The sequence below is a fragment of the Actinosynnema sp. NPDC049800 genome, from assembly GCF_040656635.1.
Classification (GTDB): Bacteria; Actinomycetota; Actinomycetes; order Mycobacteriales; family Pseudonocardiaceae; genus Actinosynnema.
Genome location: NZ_JBFAMT010000010.1, coordinates 138,583 through 153,445, shown reverse-complemented (window position 1 = coordinate 153,445; position 14,863 = coordinate 138,583). Strand labels below are relative to the sequence as shown.

Here is a 14,863-nt window from a genome sequence, read left to right as displayed (position 1 = left end):
TGGTGTACGCGCTCCACCTGCCCCAGTCCCGGTTGCTGTTCTTCTTCCTCGGCCTGGTGCTCACCTTCGTCTTCATCCGGATCAGCGTCCGCCTGATCAGGGCGAAGGTGCGCTGGTGGCCGGGCAACTTCACCCCCGGTGGCACGCACATCCACCACGTCGTGTTCGGCGCCGTCTTCATGCTGCTCGGCGGTGTGATCGGGTTGGCCGCGCCGGACGACCAGCACGGGGTGCGGGTTGCCGCAGCGGCGCTGCTGGGCGTCGGCGCGGCGCTCGTGCTCGACGAGTTCGCACTCCTGCTGCACCTGCGCGACGTGTACTGGACCAAGGACGGCCGGCTCTCGGTGGACGCGGTGTTCCTGGCCATCGGGATGACCGGCCTGCTCCTGCTCGGCGCCCGTCCGCTCGGCTACGAGGAGTTCTACGGCGAGGGCGTGGCCGTGCGCGTGCTGGTCATCCTGGTCAACCTCGGGTTCGCCATCGTGGCGCTGCTCAAGGGCAAGGTGTGGACCGGCCTGATCGGGCTGCTGGTGCCCGTGCTGCCCGAGATCGGCGCGCTGCGGCTGGCCCGCCCCGGCTCGCCGTGGGCCCGCTGGCGGTACACCGAGGGCTCCCGCAAGCTGCGCCGCGCGTACCGCCGGGAGGCCCGCATCCGCCAGCCGCTGATCCGGGTGAAGATCCGGGTGCAGGAGTTCATCTCCGGGCGGCACGACGAGGAGGGCTAGTTCCGGCTCTCCCCGGCGTGCGCACCGGCGCCTAGTTGGTCAGGATGCCCAGCTCGGTGCAGTCGTCCGCGGTGTCTCCGGCGCACAGGTCCGCGTGCTTGACCACGCCCTCGGCCACCAGCGCGCGGACGTTGTCCCGGGTGATGAGGTCCGCGCCCAGCAGCACCGACTTCACGTCCCGCTTGGCCACCAGGTCGCGGGTGTTGCCGGTGGCCAGGTCGTCCGCGCCGCTGAGGTCGCCGCGGGCCACCGCGATGGCCAGCCGCGCCGCCGCCTCGGCCTCGTCCCGGATCGGCTTGTAGACCGTCATGCACTGCTCGCCGCGCAGGATCGAGCGCAGGCCCTCCAGCGTGGCGTCCTGGCCGGTCACCGGCACCCGGCCGGCCAGGCCCTTGGCCTTGAGCACCTCGATCGCCGCGCCGGCCAGCCCGTCGTTGGCCGCGACCACGCCGTCCACCGCGCCGCCGTTGGCGAGAAGCATCTGCTCGAACGCGGCCTTGCCGATCAGCGGGTCCCACTTGTCGATCGGCTTGCTGTCCACCAGCTTCAACGCGCCGGTCTCGTACTTCGGGCCGAGCTTGCGGCGCTGGCCGTCGAAGAACAGGGTGGCGTTGTTGTCCGTCGGCGCGCCCTGAAGCTCGATGATCCGCGCGCCCTGCTTCTCGCCCAGGCACTTGAGCAGCCCCTCGGCCTGCAGCTCGCCGACGTTGAGGTTGTCGAAGGAGACGTAGTAGTCGGCCTCGCCGCCCAGGCTGATCCGGTCGTAGTTGATGACCGGGATGCCCGCCTGCCGTGCCTTGCGCTCGACCGCCGCGCCGCCCTCGGGGCTCAGCGGCGTCGTCATGAGCACCTTCACGCCGCGCCCGATCATCTCGTCGGCGATGCTGGCGAACCTGGCCTCGTCACCGTCCGCGTTCTCGATCACGCCCTCGATGCCCGCGAAGTTCAGCGCCTGGAGCAGCAGCGGCCGGTCCTGGTCCTCCCACCGGTCCGACGACGACCGGTCGGGCAGGATCACGCCGACCACCGGCCGCGGGGCCCGGCTGCCGGTCGGTGGCGCGAGCGGGTCGACCGCCGCGCCGCAGCCCGCGGCGAGCAGGACGAGGAGACCGCAGGACACGGCTCTGACTAGCCTTCGCATTCGCCAACCCCTTGCGCGGGCACATCGACGTTGACCCGGGAAATACGGAATGTCCCGGAATTCCAACCCTCCGGGTACGGGTTCGTCAAGACGTAGCAACCCCGCAGCTCCGAATGGTCTGCCCCATTCGGACAGTTGACCTTCCCGGAACATCGAAACCGCAGGTCGGACCGTTACAGTCCGCACTTATCACGCTCCGCACCCGATTGGTCACGCAGCCGGCAGGTACGAAAGGGGACTCCCGTTCGGACGATTTGTGTGCGATGGTGTCGCGTGCCGAACCCTGGCCGGGTGTGTGAGGAGAACAGCGTGAGAATCGTCCCCGCAGCGCTGGTGGCCGCGACCGCCGCGGCACTGCTCGCCTTGGGCGCCGGGCCGGCCGCCGCCGAACAGGTCACGCCGGACCGCACCGTCGCCGTCGACAGCTCGCTGACGCTCGCTCAGTTGCAGACGAGCGAGGACAACCGCGACATGTAGTGGCAGCCGAAGATCCCCGCCCTCCGGCGAGCCGGCGAGCGGGGATCTTCGTCGTGTGCGGGTCCGTCAGCCCAGCGCGGTGCCCAGGGCCTGCCAGTCCAGCACCGGCGCGGCCAGGTCGCGGATCGCGGCCAGCAGCCCCAGCCTGGCCCGCCGCACGTCGGCGTCCTCGGCCATCACGAGCACCTCGTCGAAGAACGTGTTCACCGGCCCGGTGAGCCCGTTGGCGGCGGCGACGAACGCGGCCAGCCCCGTGACGCCGGCGGGCACCTCGGCCAGCGCCTTGTGCAACGCCACCTCGGCCGGCTCCACGAGCGCCTCCGCGTCGTACTCGCCCACGGTGTCCGCGGGCACGATCCGCCGCACCCGCTGCAACGCCGCCACCAGCGCGGCGAAGTCCGGGTCGCCGGCCAGCCCGGTCAGCTCGGCCAACGTCGTGTCGGCCACCGCGGGCGCGTCGGCCAGCGGCAGCACGGCGTTGACGAACCGGTGGTCGTGCCCGGCGTCGAGCAGCTGCTGCTCGTACCGCCGCACGGCGAACTCGCGGGCGGTGTCCAGCGCCTCCGCCGACACCTCCAGCTCTTGGGCCGCCAGCGCCAGCGCCTTGGTCAGCGTGATGTCCTTCAGGTCCGGGAACGCCCGCAGCACGCTCACCGCGCCCAGGGCCGCCCGCCGCAGCCCGAACGGGTCGGAGCTGCCCGTCGGGTTGGCCCCGATGCCGAACAGCCCCGCCAGCAGGTCGAACCGGTCGGCCAGCGACAGCAGCGCGCCGGGCGTGGACGACGGCAGCGCGTCACCCGCCGAGCGCGGCAGCTCCATCTCCCACAGCGCCAGCGCGACCTCGGGGGTCTCCCCCGCCCGCTCGGCGTACTCGCGGGCCATCACGCCGGCCAGGCTCGACAGCTCGATCACCATCTGCGAGCCGAGGTCGAACTTGGCCAGCTCGCCCGCGCGCGCCAAGGTCCCGTCGGCCGCCCCGACCTCCTCGGCGAGCCGCCGCGCGAGCGCCGCGATCCGGCCCGCCCGGTCGGCCATCGAGCCGAGCTTGTCGGCGAACGTCAGCTTCTCCAGCCCGGCCTTCATGTCCTCCAACGGCGTGCGCAGGTCGGCGCGCCAGAAGAACGCCGCGTCCTCGTACCGGGCGCGCAGCACGGCCTCGTTGCCCGCCCGGACCAGGTCGACGTCCACCTCGCCGTTCGCCACGGCCACGAAGTGGGGCAGCAGCGAGCCGTCCTGGGCGCGCACCGGCAGGTACCGCTGGTGCTTGCGCATCACGGTGGTGAGGATCTGGGCGGGCAGCTCCAGGTAGCGCTCCTCGAACGAGCCGAGGATCGGCGTCGGCCGCTCGACCAGGTTCGTGACCTCGTCCAGCACGCCCTCGAAGTCCACGACCCCGCCCACGGAGGCGGCCAGCTCCTCGGCGCGGGCCACGATGGCGTCACGTCGCCGTTGCGCCGACGCGTCGATGCCGTGGCCGGCCAGGAACTCCAGGTAACCGTCCGCCGCGGGCACGTCGACCACGGGCGTGGCGGCGGTGCGGTGCACGCGGGTCTTCGGCTCGGCGGCCAGCGACGACACCGCGACCGGCACGGGCGTCGTGCCCAGCAGGGCGAGCAGCCAGCGGATCGGGCGGGTGAACGACAGCTTCGGGTCGTTCCACTTCATGTTCTTCTCGGCGCGCAGCTCGGAGACCACCTCGCCGAGCAGCCCGCTGAGCACCTCCACCGCGCCGCGACCGGGGTCCGTGCGCACGAGGGCGACGTGCTCGACGCCGTTCTCCGTGACGCGGCCGAGCGCGTCGACGTCCACGCCCTGGCCGCGGGCGAAGCCCTGCACGGCCTTGGTCGGGTTGCCGTCGGCGTCGAAGGCGGCGGACACGCGGGGCCCGCGCACGGTCTTCTCCGCGTCCGGCTCGCGCGGCGCGACGTCGGGCACCAGCACCACGACCCGGCGCGGGGTGCCGTGCACCTCGACCGCGCCGTGCGCCAGCCTGGTCGCGCGGAGCTTGTCCGCGACGGCCTTGGCGACCGCCTCGACGGTCCGCGTCACCTCGGCCGGCGGCAGCTCCTCGGTCCCGATCTCGAACAACAGCGTGTTCGGGGCCGTGACCTCGGCGAACGTGTCCGGCACGGTGGCCGCGGCGGGCGCCTCGGCCAGCCCGAGCGGGTGGCCGAGCTCCTCGCGGCGGGCCGCCCACAGCCCGGCGACCTCCCGCGCGAGGCCGCGCATCCGGCCGAACGCGCGGGCCCGCTCGGTGGTGCTGATCGCGCCACGCGCGTCGAGCACGTTGAACGCGTGCGAGCACTTGAGCACGTAGTTGTGCGCGGGCACGGGCAGCCGCGCGTCGAGCATCCGGCGCGCCTCGGAGGCGTACTCCTCGAACAGGCGCTTGTTCGCCTCCACGTCGGCGTCGTCGAGGTAGTAGCGGCTCATCTCGTACTCGGCCTGGCCGAACGCCTCGCCGTAGGAGATGCCGGGGGCGTAGGAGATGTCCTTGAAGTGGTCGACACCCTGCAGAGCCATCATGATGCGCTCGATGCCGTAGGTGATCTCCACCGACACCGGGTCGAGCGACATGCCGCCCGCCTGCTGGAAGTAGGTGAACTGGGTGATCTCCAACCCGTCCAGCCACACCTCCCAGCCGAGGCCCCAGGCGCCGAGGGCGGGCGAGGCCCAGTTGTCCTCCACGAACCGCACGTCGTGCGCCCGGACGTCGATGCCGAGCGCTTCGAGGCTGCCCAGGTACAGCTCCTGCGGGTTACCCGGGTCGGGCTTGAGGATGACCTGGAACTGGGTGTGGGTCTGCAACCGGTTCGGGTTCTCGCCGTACCGCGCGTCGTCGGGCCGGACGCTCGGTTCGACGTAGGACACGCGCCAGGGCTCCGGACCCAGCACCCTCAGCACGGTGGCGGGGTTCAACGTACCGGCGCCGACTTCGGTGTTGTACGGCTGCACGACGACGCAGCCCCGTTCGGTCCAGTACCTGGTCAGCGCGAGCAGCGCATCCTGCATGGTCAGCACGGTGGCAGTCTACGAACGCGGGACCGCGGACCTCACAATCGGGTAACCGACCTGGTCAGCCCGGCCGCGGACCGGTATCACCACGTCCGGCGAACCGGCTGTGCGACGCTGGTGGCAACCTGGGCGGCCCGCCATGCGTCCATTGGGACGAACCCGGGTACATGGGAGGAGTGGGAGTGGACAACCGGCCGCCGAGGCCAGGCGAACCCGACGGGTTCCGCCGGCGACCCGTTCCCCCTCGGAGTCCCCACGCAGGTCAACCGCCGCGCGCCCAGGAGCCGCCACGGCGCTCCGAGCCAGGGGGGCGGTTCGACCCGCCGCGCGGGCCCGAGCGCCCGACCGGCGAGCGACGCGCGCCCGGCCAACCCGACCGACCCGCGGCCGACCGACGTGCGCCCGGTCAACCTGAACGCCCCACCGGCGAACGACGTGCGCCCGGTCAACCCGAGCGTCCCGCCGGCGAACGCCGCCGCGTGCCCGGTGAGCGGCCGAAGCGCCCGGTGACCGACCCCTCGTCGGGCGAGCGGCCCCGGCCCAACGCGCCGAGGGACGAGCGTGCGCGGGCAGGCGGCGAACCCGGCCGACCGAGGCCCGCCGCCGAGCGCCCCCGACCGGCGGCCGGCCGCCGTCCCGCCGAGCGCGACGCCGACGGCAGGCGCCCGGCCGACCCCCAGCGGATCGCACCCGCGCCACGCCCCGCCGGCCAACGCCCGCGCCCGGCCGCCGGCCGCACCGGTCCGCCGCGTCGCCGCCCGCCCGAGCGCGGCACGTCCGGCAGCGCGATCTTCGGCCGGTCGCTGCTCGCGCTGTTCTCCGTCGCCGTGCTGCTGGGCACGGGCTACGCGTGGGCGAACCTGAACACGCTGCTCAGCGAGATCGCCACCACGGACGTCATCAGCGAGGAAGGCGGTGGGGAGAAGCCCGCCGACGGCTCGGTCGACATCCTCATGGTCGGCATGGACAGCCGGACCGACTCCAAGGGCAACCCCCTGCCCCAGGAGATCCTCAACGAGCTGCACGCGGGCAACGAGAACGACGGCGGCCTGAACACCGACACGCTGATTCTCATGCACGTGCCGAACGACGGCGGCAAGGCGGTCGCGGTGTCGTTCCCGCGCGACTCCTACGTGCAGATCGACGGCGGCTACGGCCGGCACAAGATCAACTCCGCGTACGGCTACGGCAAGAACGACGCGATCGCGCAGCTGGAGCGCGAGGGCGTCACCGACCCGGCGCAGCTGGAGGTCCGGTCGCGGCAGGCGGGCGCGAAGAACCTCATCGGGACCATCGAGAACCTCACCGGCGTGACCATCGACCGCTACGCCGAGATCAACCTGGTCGGGTTCTACGAGATCACCAAGGCCGTCGGCGGCGTGGACGTGTGCCTGAACCAGGCCACCCGCGACAACATGTCCGGCGCGAACTTCGCCGCCGGGCCGCAGAAGATCCAGGGCCGCGAGGCGCTGGCGTTCGTCCGGCAGCGGTACGGGCTGCTGCGCGGCGACCTCGACCGGATCGTGCGCCAGCAGGTGTTCATGGCGGGCCTGGCCAAGCAGATCCTGTCCGCCGGCACGCTGTCCGACCCCGGCAAGCTCAGCTCCCTGATCGACGCGCTGACCAAGTCCATCGTGCTGGACAAGGACTGGAACGTGCTGAAGTTCGCCACCCAGATGAAGGACCTGACGGGCGGCAACCTCAAGTTCGAGACGATCCCGACCGGCAACCCGGAGCTGCAGACGCCCGAGGACGGCCTGGCGGTCGAGGTCAACGAGCGCGAGGTGAAGAAGTTCTTCAAGAACCTCAGCGCCGACCCGAACGCCACCGGCACCACCGCGCCCGCCGTCGACAAGGCGTCGGTGACCGTCGAGGTCCGCAACGCCTCCGGGTCGCCGGGGCTGGCCGGCCGGGTGCTCCAGGCGCTGGTGGCCGAGCGGTACACCGACGGCGGCGCCGACAACGCCTCGCCCATGGCCACGTCCGTGGTGCGCTACGGCGTGGGCGGCGAGGCGGGCGCGGAGGCCGTCGCCGAGTCCCTCGGTGGGCTCGAGATCGAGCAGGACGACGACATCCCGGCCGGTCACGTCCGCGTGTTCGTCGGCGCGGACTACTCCGGTCCGGGCACGCAGACGCTCGCCGGCGACCGGCTGGTCGGCCTGGACGGCGCGCGGCAGCAGCCGGACACGAGCACGACCACCGAACCGCCCATCACGGCGGACGGGGTGCGCTGCGTGAACTGATCGTCGACTCGGGGGGTGGCAGTCGTGGGGAGCTTCATCAGACGGGTGCGCTGGAAGCGGGTGCTGATCGCGCTCGGCCTGCTGACCGTGATCGCGGCCACGCCGTGGGTGTGGGTGCGGACCAGCAGCGCCGCCTACCGGCACGACGCCGCCGACGTGCCGGACGCGCCGGTGGCGCTGGTCCTGGGCGCGGGTCTGACCAGGTCGGGCACGCCGACGCCGTTCCTGGCGGGCCGGTTGGACGTGGCCGCCGACCTGTACCGGCGCGGCAAGGTCCAGGTGCTGCTGGTCAGCGGCGACAACAGCCGGACCTCCTACGACGAGCCGACCGCGATGCGCACCTACCTGATCGGGCACGGCGTGCCGGCGGACGTCGTGGTGGCCGACTACGCGGGCTTGGACACGTGGGACTCGTGCACGCGGGCGAAGCGGATCTTCGGCGTCGAGCGGCTGACCGTGGTGACCCAGGAGTTCCACCTGCCCCGCGCGGTGGCGCTGTGCCGCTCGGCGGGCCTCGAGGCGTTCGGCGTGGGCCACGACACGTCCGACCGGGTGTCGACCACCGCCTACGGGCACTTCCGGGAGGTGTTCGCGGCGGGCAAGGCGATGTGGGACGGCGTCGTGGCGAAGCCCGACCCGCGGTTCCTCGGACCGCGCGAAACGGCCGTCACCAGCGCGTTGAAGCGTTGAAACGCTACTTTCAGTACCACTTGGTTAGCCTGATCGGGCGATAAATCGGACAACCCGCGTAAGCAACCGTCCAGTCGCGCTTTCCATCTGCGTGGGGTCTGCCGGGGCCCCAGCGGACTGGAGGATCGACGGTGCAGATCGACACAGCGGCGTACCAGCGCGTGCTCGGTGATGAGCTCCGCAGCCTTCGCAAGCAGCGCGGATGGACTCGCAAGGAGCTCAACCGCCGGCTGCAGAGCGACATCTCGCTGCAAACGCTGGCCACGTACGAACTGGGCACCCGCCAGTGCTCGGTGACCCGGTTGGTGGAGATCTGCGTCGCGCTGGGCGTGCCCGCGCACCAGGTGCTCGCCCGCGTGCACGAACGCGTGTTCGGTGACGCGCCCGCCGGGCACCTCTCGGTCGACCTGGCCACGGTCGTCGCCGATCCGCGGCCGCAGCTGATGCCGCTGCGGCGCTGGGCGCAGGGCAGGCTCGCGCACCTGGTGCCCGGCCAGCCGCCCGAGGTCCACCTCGACCTACCCGCGCTGGAGTACATGGCCCAGTTGTGCCAGCTCAGCACGGTGGACCTGATCCGGACCCTGCGGGAGCTGGACCACCAGCGGCACCGGTAGCATCGGGGGATCTCCCTCCCCTGACAGATCCGGGAAGTCGGTTTGCCGAACACTCCAGGTGCAGACCCAGCCCGCCTGCCGCTGCGCACCGCGGCGGCCGTGCGACTGGGCAACATGAGTTCCAAGCTGTCGCAGAAGATGGGCCTGGGCGCGGGCGGCATGATCGGCGGCCGGGTCGCGCTGAAGCTCGACCCGCAGGCGCTGGCGCACTTGACGTCCGGTCGCTCGGTCGCGCTGGTGACCGGCACCAACGGCAAGACGACCAGCACGATGATGCTCAGCCGGGCCGTGTCGTTCCTGGGCGAGGTCGCCACCAACCACGGTGGCGCGAACATGCCCGACGGGCACGTGACCGCGCTGTCCAAGCAGCCCGACGCGCCGTTCGCGGTGCTGGAGGTCGACGAGGGGTACTTCCCCGAGGTCGTGCGCGCCGCGTCGCCCGCGGTGGCCGTGCTGCTCAACCTCAGCCGCGACCAGCTCGACCGGGTCGGCGAGGTGCGGACCATCGAGAAGTCGCTGCGCACGGCGCTGACGTCGGTGACCGGGGTCGTGGTGGCCAACTGCGACGACATCATGGTGACGTCGGCGGCCCGCGACTCGGCGAACGTGGTCTGGGTCGCCACCGGGACGGGCTGGCACAACGACGCCGCCTCGTGCCCGCGCTGCGGCGACCCGATCCGCTGGGAGGGCGAGCACTGGCACTGCACCGGGTGCGACCTGTCCCGGCCGCGGCCCCAGTGGGTGACCGGCGACGGGTACCTGGTGACGCCGAACGGCGTGAAGGTGGAGCTGGCGCTGCGGCTGCCCGGCAAGTTCAACCAGGCCAACGCCGTGATGGCCACGGCCGCCGCGGCCGCGCTCGGCGTGCCGGTGGAGGAGGCCGTGCAGCGGTTGCGCGCGGTGTCCAACGTGGCCGGTCGGTACCGGACGATCCAGCGGTCCGGCCACCGGGCGCGGCTGCTGCTGTCGAAGAACCCGGCCGGGTGGAGCGAGACGCTGACCGTGGTGCGGGAGGCCGACCACCCCGCCGTGCTCGTGATCAACGCGCACGAGGCCGACGGCCGCGACCTGTCGTGGCTGTGGGACGTGCCGTTCGAGCGGTTGCGCGGTCGGCAGGTGATCGCGTCCGGCGAGCGGGCGACGGACCTGGCCGTGCGGCTGACGTACGCCGAGGTCGAGCACACGATCGTGCCGGACCCGCTGCTGGCGATCGACGCCATGCCGCCGGGGCCGGTCGAGGTGATCGCCAACTACACCGCATTCCGCGACCTGAACGCGAGGGCCGCCCAGTGAGCACCAGCAAGGTCCAGATCGCACTCGTGCTGCCCGACCTGCTCGGCACGTACGGCGACTTCGGCAACGCGGTCGTGCTGGAGAAGCGGATGACGTGGCGGGGCATCTCCGCCGAGATCGTGAACATCCGGTTCGGCGAGCCCGTGCCGGAGTCGTGCGACATCTACGTGGTCGGCGGCGGTGAGGACACGGCGCAGACGTTGGCCGTGCGGCACCTGCGCGAGCACCCGGGGATGCAGCGCGCGGCGGCGCGCGGCGCGGTGATCCTCGGCGTGTGCGCGGGGATCCAGATCTTCGGCGAGTCGTTCACCCGGGCCGACCAGGTGACGCACGCCGGTCTCGGGTTGATCGACTCGACGTCGCACGCGGGCGGCAGCCGGGCAATCGGCGAGGTGATCGCGACCCCGGCCGACGGCCTGTTCGAGGGCCTGCTGACCGGGTTCGAGAACCACCAGGGGCGCACCGTCCTGGGTCCGTCCGCCCGCCCGTTGGCGCACGTCAAGGTGGGCACGGGCAACGACGGCTCGGTGGAGGGCGCGGTGCAGGGCCGGATCCTGTGCACCTACCTGCACGGTCCCGTGCTGCCGCGCAACCCGCAGATCGCCGACCTGCTGATCGAGTGGGCCACGGGCGCCAAGCTGGGCCCGCTCGACCTGCCCGACGTGACCCGCCTGCGCGCCGAACGCGCCAAGGCCGCCGGCGTCACCGCCTGAGCGTTCACCTCACGCGTTCCGAACGTAGGACAGGCGTGTCCTACGTTCGGAACCCCGTGGTGGACGTTCAGGTCAGGCCGGGACGCGGGTGCGGCGGGCGCGGGTCAGGGTGTAGTCCTCGGCGCGGACGGTCTTGGTGCGCATCCAGTAGCGCCAGGTGAAGCCCGGCCAGACGGTGCGGTTGATGCCCTGCGCGTCGAGGTACCAGCTCTTGCAGCCGCCCTCGGTCCACACGCCCTTGGACAGCTTGCGCTGCAGCTGCCGGTTGAACCGCGCCTGGACCTCCGGCCGCACGTCCAGCTCGTCGGCCTGGTGGCGGTCCAGCAGTTCCAGGCACTGCCGGACGTACCGGATCTGCGACTCGATCATGAACACCACCGAGTTGTGCCCGAGACCGGTGTTCGGGCCGAGCAGGAAGAAGAAGTTCGGGAAGCCCGAGACCGTGATGCCGTAGTAGGTCTCGATGCCCTTCTCGCGCCACTGCTTGGCCAGGTCGACACCGCCCTTGCCGGTGACGTCCAGGTAGTCGAACGAGTCGACCACGTGGAACCCCGTGCCGTAGATGATCACGTCGACCTCGTGCTCGACGCCGGCCCGGTCCACTACGCTGTTCGCCCGCACCTCGGCGATGCCGTCGGTCACCAGGTCCACGTTCGGCTTGCCCAGCGCCGGGTAGTAGTCGTTGCTGATCAGCACCCGCTTGCAGCCCATGGTGTAGTCGGGCGTCAGCTTCGCCCGCAACGCCTCGTCCGGCACCTGGCGGCGCATGTGCCCCTTGGCGATGTTCTGCGCGAACTCCATGATCTTCGGGTTCACGGCGAAGCCGAGCGCGCTCGACTCCCGCGTCCAGTAAACGAAGTCGCGGTACAGGCGCTGGGTGAACGGCAGCGCGCGGAACAGCTTCTGCTCCCACGTCCTGATGTCCCGGTCGATCTTGGGCATGATCCACGGCGGCGTGCGCTGGAACAGCGTCAGCCGGCCGACCTCGTCGGCGATCCGCGGCACGAACTGGATCGCGCTCGCGCCCGTGCCGACCACGGCGACCTTCTTGCCGCGCAGGTCGTAGTCGTGGTCCCACTCGGCCGAGTGAAAGGTCTTGCCCTGGAACGCCTCGATGCCCGGCAGGGTCGGGATGTTCGGGATGTGCAACGCGCCGACGCCCGCCACCACCGACCTCGCGGTGTACGTGTCGCCGTTCTCGACGCTGACGTGCCAGACCTTCGCGTCCTCGTCCCACCGCGCGCCGCCGACCTTGCTGTTGAACCGGATGTGCTCGCGCAGCCGGTACTTCTCGGCCACCCGCTTGAGGTAGTCCCAGATCTCCGGCTGCCGGGCGAACATCCGCGACCAGCGCGGGTTGAGCTCGAACGAGAACGAGTACATGTGGGACGGGACGTCGCACGCGCAGCCGGGGTAGGAGTTGTCCCGCCAAGTGCCGCCGAGGTCGCCCGCCTTCTCCAGCACGACGAAGTCGCGCTTCCCCGCCCGCTTCAGCTCGATCGCCATGCCCAGGCCGGAGAAGCCCGTGCCGATGATCAGGACTTCGACCTCTCGGTGCATGCCCGTCTCCTCCAAGTCAGCCTACATACTCCCCAGTAGGTTACTCGAAGTAAGTTACTTCCGGTAGTCTCGTCTTCGTGACCACCACCGAGCCGCGCCGCCGGCGGATGCCCAAGGCCGAGCGCAAGGCGCAGATGCTCGACATCGCCGAGGGCGTCTTCGCCGAGCGCGGGTACCTGGCCGCGTCGATGGACGAGATCGCCGAACGGGTGGGTGTGTCCAAGCCGATGCTCTACGAGTACTTCGGCTCCAAGGAAGGCCTGCTCATCGGTTGCATCCACCGGGCGCGCACGGAACTGCTCGAACGCACGCAGCAGGCGATCACCGGCGCGGACGGCCCCGAGGAGATCCTGCGGCGCGGCCTGATGGCGTTCTTCGAGTTCATCGCCGAGCACAAGCAGTCCTGGGCGCTGCTGCGGCAGGAGGCGGCGATCACCGTGCCGTCGGCCGTCGAGGAGGTCGAAGGCATCCGGCGGCAGCAGACCGACCTCATCGCGGCCGTGATCGGCAGCTTCGACTCCGACGTGGACGCGGTGGAGGCCGAGGCGTTCGCCGAGATCGTGGTCGGCTCGACCGAACGGCTCGCGCTGTGGTGCGAGCGCAGGCCCGAGGTGGGGCCCGCGCTCGCGACGGCCTACGTCATGGACGTCGTGTGGCGGGGCGTGGCGAGCCGGCTCACGACGTGACCGGCGCGGTCAGGCGCGACGACGGCGGCTGAACAGCAGCAGCACCGCGCCGCCGAGCAGCACGACCAGGCCGCCGACGGCCGTCCACAGCGGCGAGGCGCCCGTGTCCGCCAGCGCGTGGTTCGTGGACGCCTTCACCACGCGGGGAGCCGGCGACGCGGTGCCGCGCACGCCGGCGCCGACCGCGCTGGTCGTGGCTCCCGCCTGTGACGTCGTGGTGACCACCGCGCTCGTGGTGCCGGCGACGTCCGTGGTGGTGACGGAGGTCGCGGAGGTGCCCGCCACGTCGGTCGTCGTGGTCACCCCGGTGGACGTCCCGCCGGTGGACGGCGTCGTGGGCGCGGTGGTCGTCGTGTGGCACGGGGGATCGCCGCGGTGCTTGCAGACGTCACCCCACACCTTGTCGCCCCACCCGTCCGGCACCTCCCACGACGGGTCGGCCGAGGCCACACCCGACGCGAACGCCAACCCCAGCAACAGGCACACCAAGACGACCACTCGACGGCTCATCAGGACCTCTCAAACGTGGGACATTGCTCCAAATGGCCTATCGGTGGCCGGTAGCCGCGCGTTACCGCTCATGCACGGTGTGTGCACCGTATTCGACTCCACGAACGGGTGAGGACACAGGGTTCCCGGGCCTTCCGGGGTGCCCTCACACGATCGAAGGAATGGCGCCGCATCAACGCCCGAACGCCGGTCAGATATGCGCAACAACCACGGAAGGCAAGGCATGACCACACTCCCCATCACCGCGAACTACCGACGCGACGGCGACGACTGGGCGGTCACCGTCCGCGCCGCCGGCAAGGAGCTCGGGGCCACCGCACCAGGCCTGATCGCGGCCAGACTGGCCGCCGACCAACTGGTGGAGGAGATCGCGATCGGGCGCTCCGCCCGTGCCGTCGTGCACTTGCTGGAGGGCGACGCGCTCGCCTTCTCGGTGGCCTACTTGCACACCCGCGCGGGTCTCGTGCCCCCACCGACGGGGTGAACCCGAAGCGGCGCGGCGGCCGGGCAGATGATCCGAGGCCGATTCCGGTCTCACCCGGCCTAGGATGTCCCGCCAAAGGCGACAGGAGCGCGAAATGGCCACACCGGTGTACAGCGGGGCGACTCGGACCCCGCAGCGAGGCAGACCGAGGGACGCCAGCCGGGACGACGCGTTGCGACAGGCCGCGCTGGAGGTGATGGCCGAAGTCGGGTACCGCGCGCTGACGATGGACGCCGTCGCGGCGCGCGCCCGTGCGGGCAAGGCGACCATCTACCGGCGGTGGGAGTCCAAGCTCGACCTGGTGATCGACACGTGCACGCAGTTGGCGCAGCGGAACCTGGCCGAGCCGGACACCGGCTCGCTCGCCGGCGACCTGCGCGAGTTCCTCAGCGCGTTCGCCGCGTTCCTGTCCGGCCCGATCGGCAAGGCGGCGCAGGCCCTCGTCGGCGAGCTGCCCCACGAGCCCGAACTGGCGTCGGCGTTCCGCGAGACGTTCCTGACCGCGCAGCGGGACGTGCTGCGGCGCATCCTGGACCGCGCCGAAGAGCGCGGTGAGCTGCGCCAGGACGCGCCGCGCGGCATGGCCGTCGAGATCGCGGGCGCGGCCCTGATCTACCGGTTGATGCTCACCGGAGACCCGCTGGACCGACCCTTCGTCGACCGCGTGGTGGAACAGGTGCTGGTGCCCCTCGTCGCCAAGGGGCAGTAGCGC

At 71.5% G+C, this 14,863-nt stretch carries 14 protein-coding genes; 10 read left to right on the top strand and 4 right to left on the bottom strand.

The genetic code is table 11. The annotated features are described in order from the left end of the window. Positions 1-2 precede the first annotated feature (2 nt). Positions 3-725, top strand: coding sequence for a hypothetical protein (locus tag AB0I91_RS15125; protein ID WP_498780029.1), 723 nt, complete (start codon positions 3-5; stop codon positions 723-725). A gap of 31 nt (positions 726-756) precedes the next feature. On the opposite strand, the gene AB0I91_RS15120 is transcribed toward AB0I91_RS15125, so the two are convergent. Continuing rightward, the gene (locus tag AB0I91_RS15120) at positions 757-1,866 is read right to left on the bottom strand and encodes a sugar ABC transporter substrate-binding protein (protein WP_499611973.1); all 1,110 of its coding nucleotides are present in this window, start codon (positions 1,864-1,866) and stop codon (positions 757-759) included. 309 nt (positions 1,867-2,175) lie between these two features. On the opposite strand from AB0I91_RS15120, the gene AB0I91_RS15115 reads away from it, so the two are divergent. Continuing rightward, positions 2,176-2,343 (top strand): hypothetical protein, encoded by a 168-nt coding sequence (locus tag AB0I91_RS15115; protein ID WP_498780027.1) that lies wholly within the window; start codon positions 2,176-2,178, stop codon positions 2,341-2,343. Between the two features lie 66 nt (positions 2,344-2,409). On the opposite strand, the gene AB0I91_RS15110 is transcribed toward AB0I91_RS15115, so the two are convergent. Next, the gene (locus AB0I91_RS15110; RefSeq protein WP_499637266.1) at positions 2,410-5,355 is read right to left on the bottom strand and encodes a glycine--tRNA ligase; all 2,946 of its coding nucleotides are present in this window, start codon (positions 5,353-5,355) and stop codon (positions 2,410-2,412) included. A 509-nt stretch (positions 5,356-5,864) separates the two neighbouring features. On the opposite strand from AB0I91_RS15110, the gene AB0I91_RS15105 reads away from it, so the two are divergent. The 5 genes from AB0I91_RS15105 to AB0I91_RS15085 all read left to right on the top strand — a co-directional run bounded on the left by AB0I91_RS15105 (position 5,865) and on the right by AB0I91_RS15085 (position 10,911). Further along, positions 5,865-7,601 (top strand): LCP family protein, encoded by a 1,737-nt coding sequence (locus AB0I91_RS15105; protein WP_498780025.1) that lies wholly within the window; start codon positions 5,865-5,867, stop codon positions 7,599-7,601. A 24-nt stretch (positions 7,602-7,625) separates the two neighbouring features. Beyond that, entirely contained in the window at positions 7,626-8,291 is a 666-nt protein-coding gene (locus AB0I91_RS15100; protein ID WP_498780024.1) for a SanA/YdcF family protein, read from the top strand. 131 nt (positions 8,292-8,422) lie between these two features. Beyond that, positions 8,423-8,905, top strand: a complete 483-nt coding sequence (locus AB0I91_RS15095) for a helix-turn-helix domain-containing protein (protein WP_230566023.1) — start codon at positions 8,423-8,425, stop codon at positions 8,903-8,905. A 114-nt stretch (positions 8,906-9,019) separates the two neighbouring features. Then, positions 9,020-10,198 (top strand): Mur ligase family protein, encoded by a 1,179-nt coding sequence (locus tag AB0I91_RS15090; RefSeq protein WP_498780023.1) that lies wholly within the window; start codon positions 9,020-9,022, stop codon positions 10,196-10,198. Continuing rightward, complete coding sequence (locus AB0I91_RS15085; RefSeq protein ID WP_498780022.1) at positions 10,195-10,911, top strand: type 1 glutamine amidotransferase; 717 nt, start codon at positions 10,195-10,197, stop codon at positions 10,909-10,911. Before AB0I91_RS15090 ends, AB0I91_RS15085 begins: the two co-directional genes overlap by 4 nt. A gap of 72 nt (positions 10,912-10,983) precedes the next feature. Here AB0I91_RS15085 and AB0I91_RS15080 read toward each other — a convergent pair whose 3' ends face one another. Next, positions 10,984-12,471 (bottom strand): flavin-containing monooxygenase, encoded by a 1,488-nt coding sequence (locus tag AB0I91_RS15080; RefSeq protein ID WP_498780020.1) that lies wholly within the window; start codon positions 12,469-12,471, stop codon positions 10,984-10,986. Positions 12,472-12,548: 77 nt separating this feature from the next. Between AB0I91_RS15080 and AB0I91_RS15075 the strand changes: the two genes are divergently transcribed. Continuing rightward, on the top strand, positions 12,549-13,157 hold the full coding sequence (locus AB0I91_RS15075; protein ID WP_499611967.1) for a TetR/AcrR family transcriptional regulator: 609 nt from the start codon (positions 12,549-12,551) through the stop codon (positions 13,155-13,157). Between the two features lie 9 nt (positions 13,158-13,166). Here the strand turns inward: AB0I91_RS15075 and AB0I91_RS15070 are convergent, their stop codons facing one another. After that, positions 13,167-13,667, bottom strand: a complete 501-nt coding sequence (locus AB0I91_RS15070; RefSeq protein ID WP_499637183.1) for an LPXTG cell wall anchor domain-containing protein — start codon at positions 13,665-13,667, stop codon at positions 13,167-13,169. A gap of 223 nt (positions 13,668-13,890) precedes the next feature. Between AB0I91_RS15070 and AB0I91_RS15065 the strand changes: the two genes are divergently transcribed. Together AB0I91_RS15065 and AB0I91_RS15060 are read left to right on the top strand one after the other, a co-directional pair. After that, positions 13,891-14,151 carry a hypothetical protein gene (locus tag AB0I91_RS15065; RefSeq protein ID WP_498780016.1) on the top strand — a complete coding sequence of 87 codons (261 nt, stop codon included), beginning with the start codon at positions 13,891-13,893 and terminating at the stop codon, positions 14,149-14,151. A gap of 94 nt (positions 14,152-14,245) precedes the next feature. Further along, positions 14,246-14,860, top strand: coding sequence for a TetR/AcrR family transcriptional regulator (locus AB0I91_RS15060; RefSeq protein WP_498780014.1), 615 nt, complete (start codon positions 14,246-14,248; stop codon positions 14,858-14,860). Positions 14,861-14,863: the final 3 nt, after the last annotated feature.

Excerpts from the sequence above, each read along its gene's own strand:
- AB0I91_RS15120 (WP_499611973.1), bottom strand. The coding sequence starts at position 1,866 with ATGCGAAGGCTAGTCAGAGCCGTGTCCTGCGGTCTCCTCGTCCTGCTC.
- AB0I91_RS15110 (WP_499637266.1), bottom strand. The coding sequence starts at position 5,355 with ATGCAGGATGCGCTGCTCGCGCTGACCAGGTACTGGACCGAACGGGGC.
- AB0I91_RS15090 (WP_498780023.1), top strand. The coding sequence starts at position 9,020 with ATGAGTTCCAAGCTGTCGCAGAAGATGGGCCTGGGCGCGGGCGGCATG.
- AB0I91_RS15080 (WP_498780020.1), bottom strand. The coding sequence starts at position 12,471 with ATGCACCGAGAGGTCGAAGTCCTGATCATCGGCACGGGCTTCTCCGGC.
- AB0I91_RS15070 (WP_499637183.1), bottom strand. The coding sequence starts at position 13,667 with ATGAGCCGTCGAGTGGTCGTCTTGGTGTGCCTGTTGCTGGGGTTGGCG.
- AB0I91_RS15065 (WP_498780016.1), top strand. The coding sequence starts at position 13,891 with ATGACCACACTCCCCATCACCGCGAACTACCGACGCGACGGCGACGAC.
- AB0I91_RS15060 (WP_498780014.1), top strand. The coding sequence starts at position 14,246 with ATGGCCACACCGGTGTACAGCGGGGCGACTCGGACCCCGCAGCGAGGC.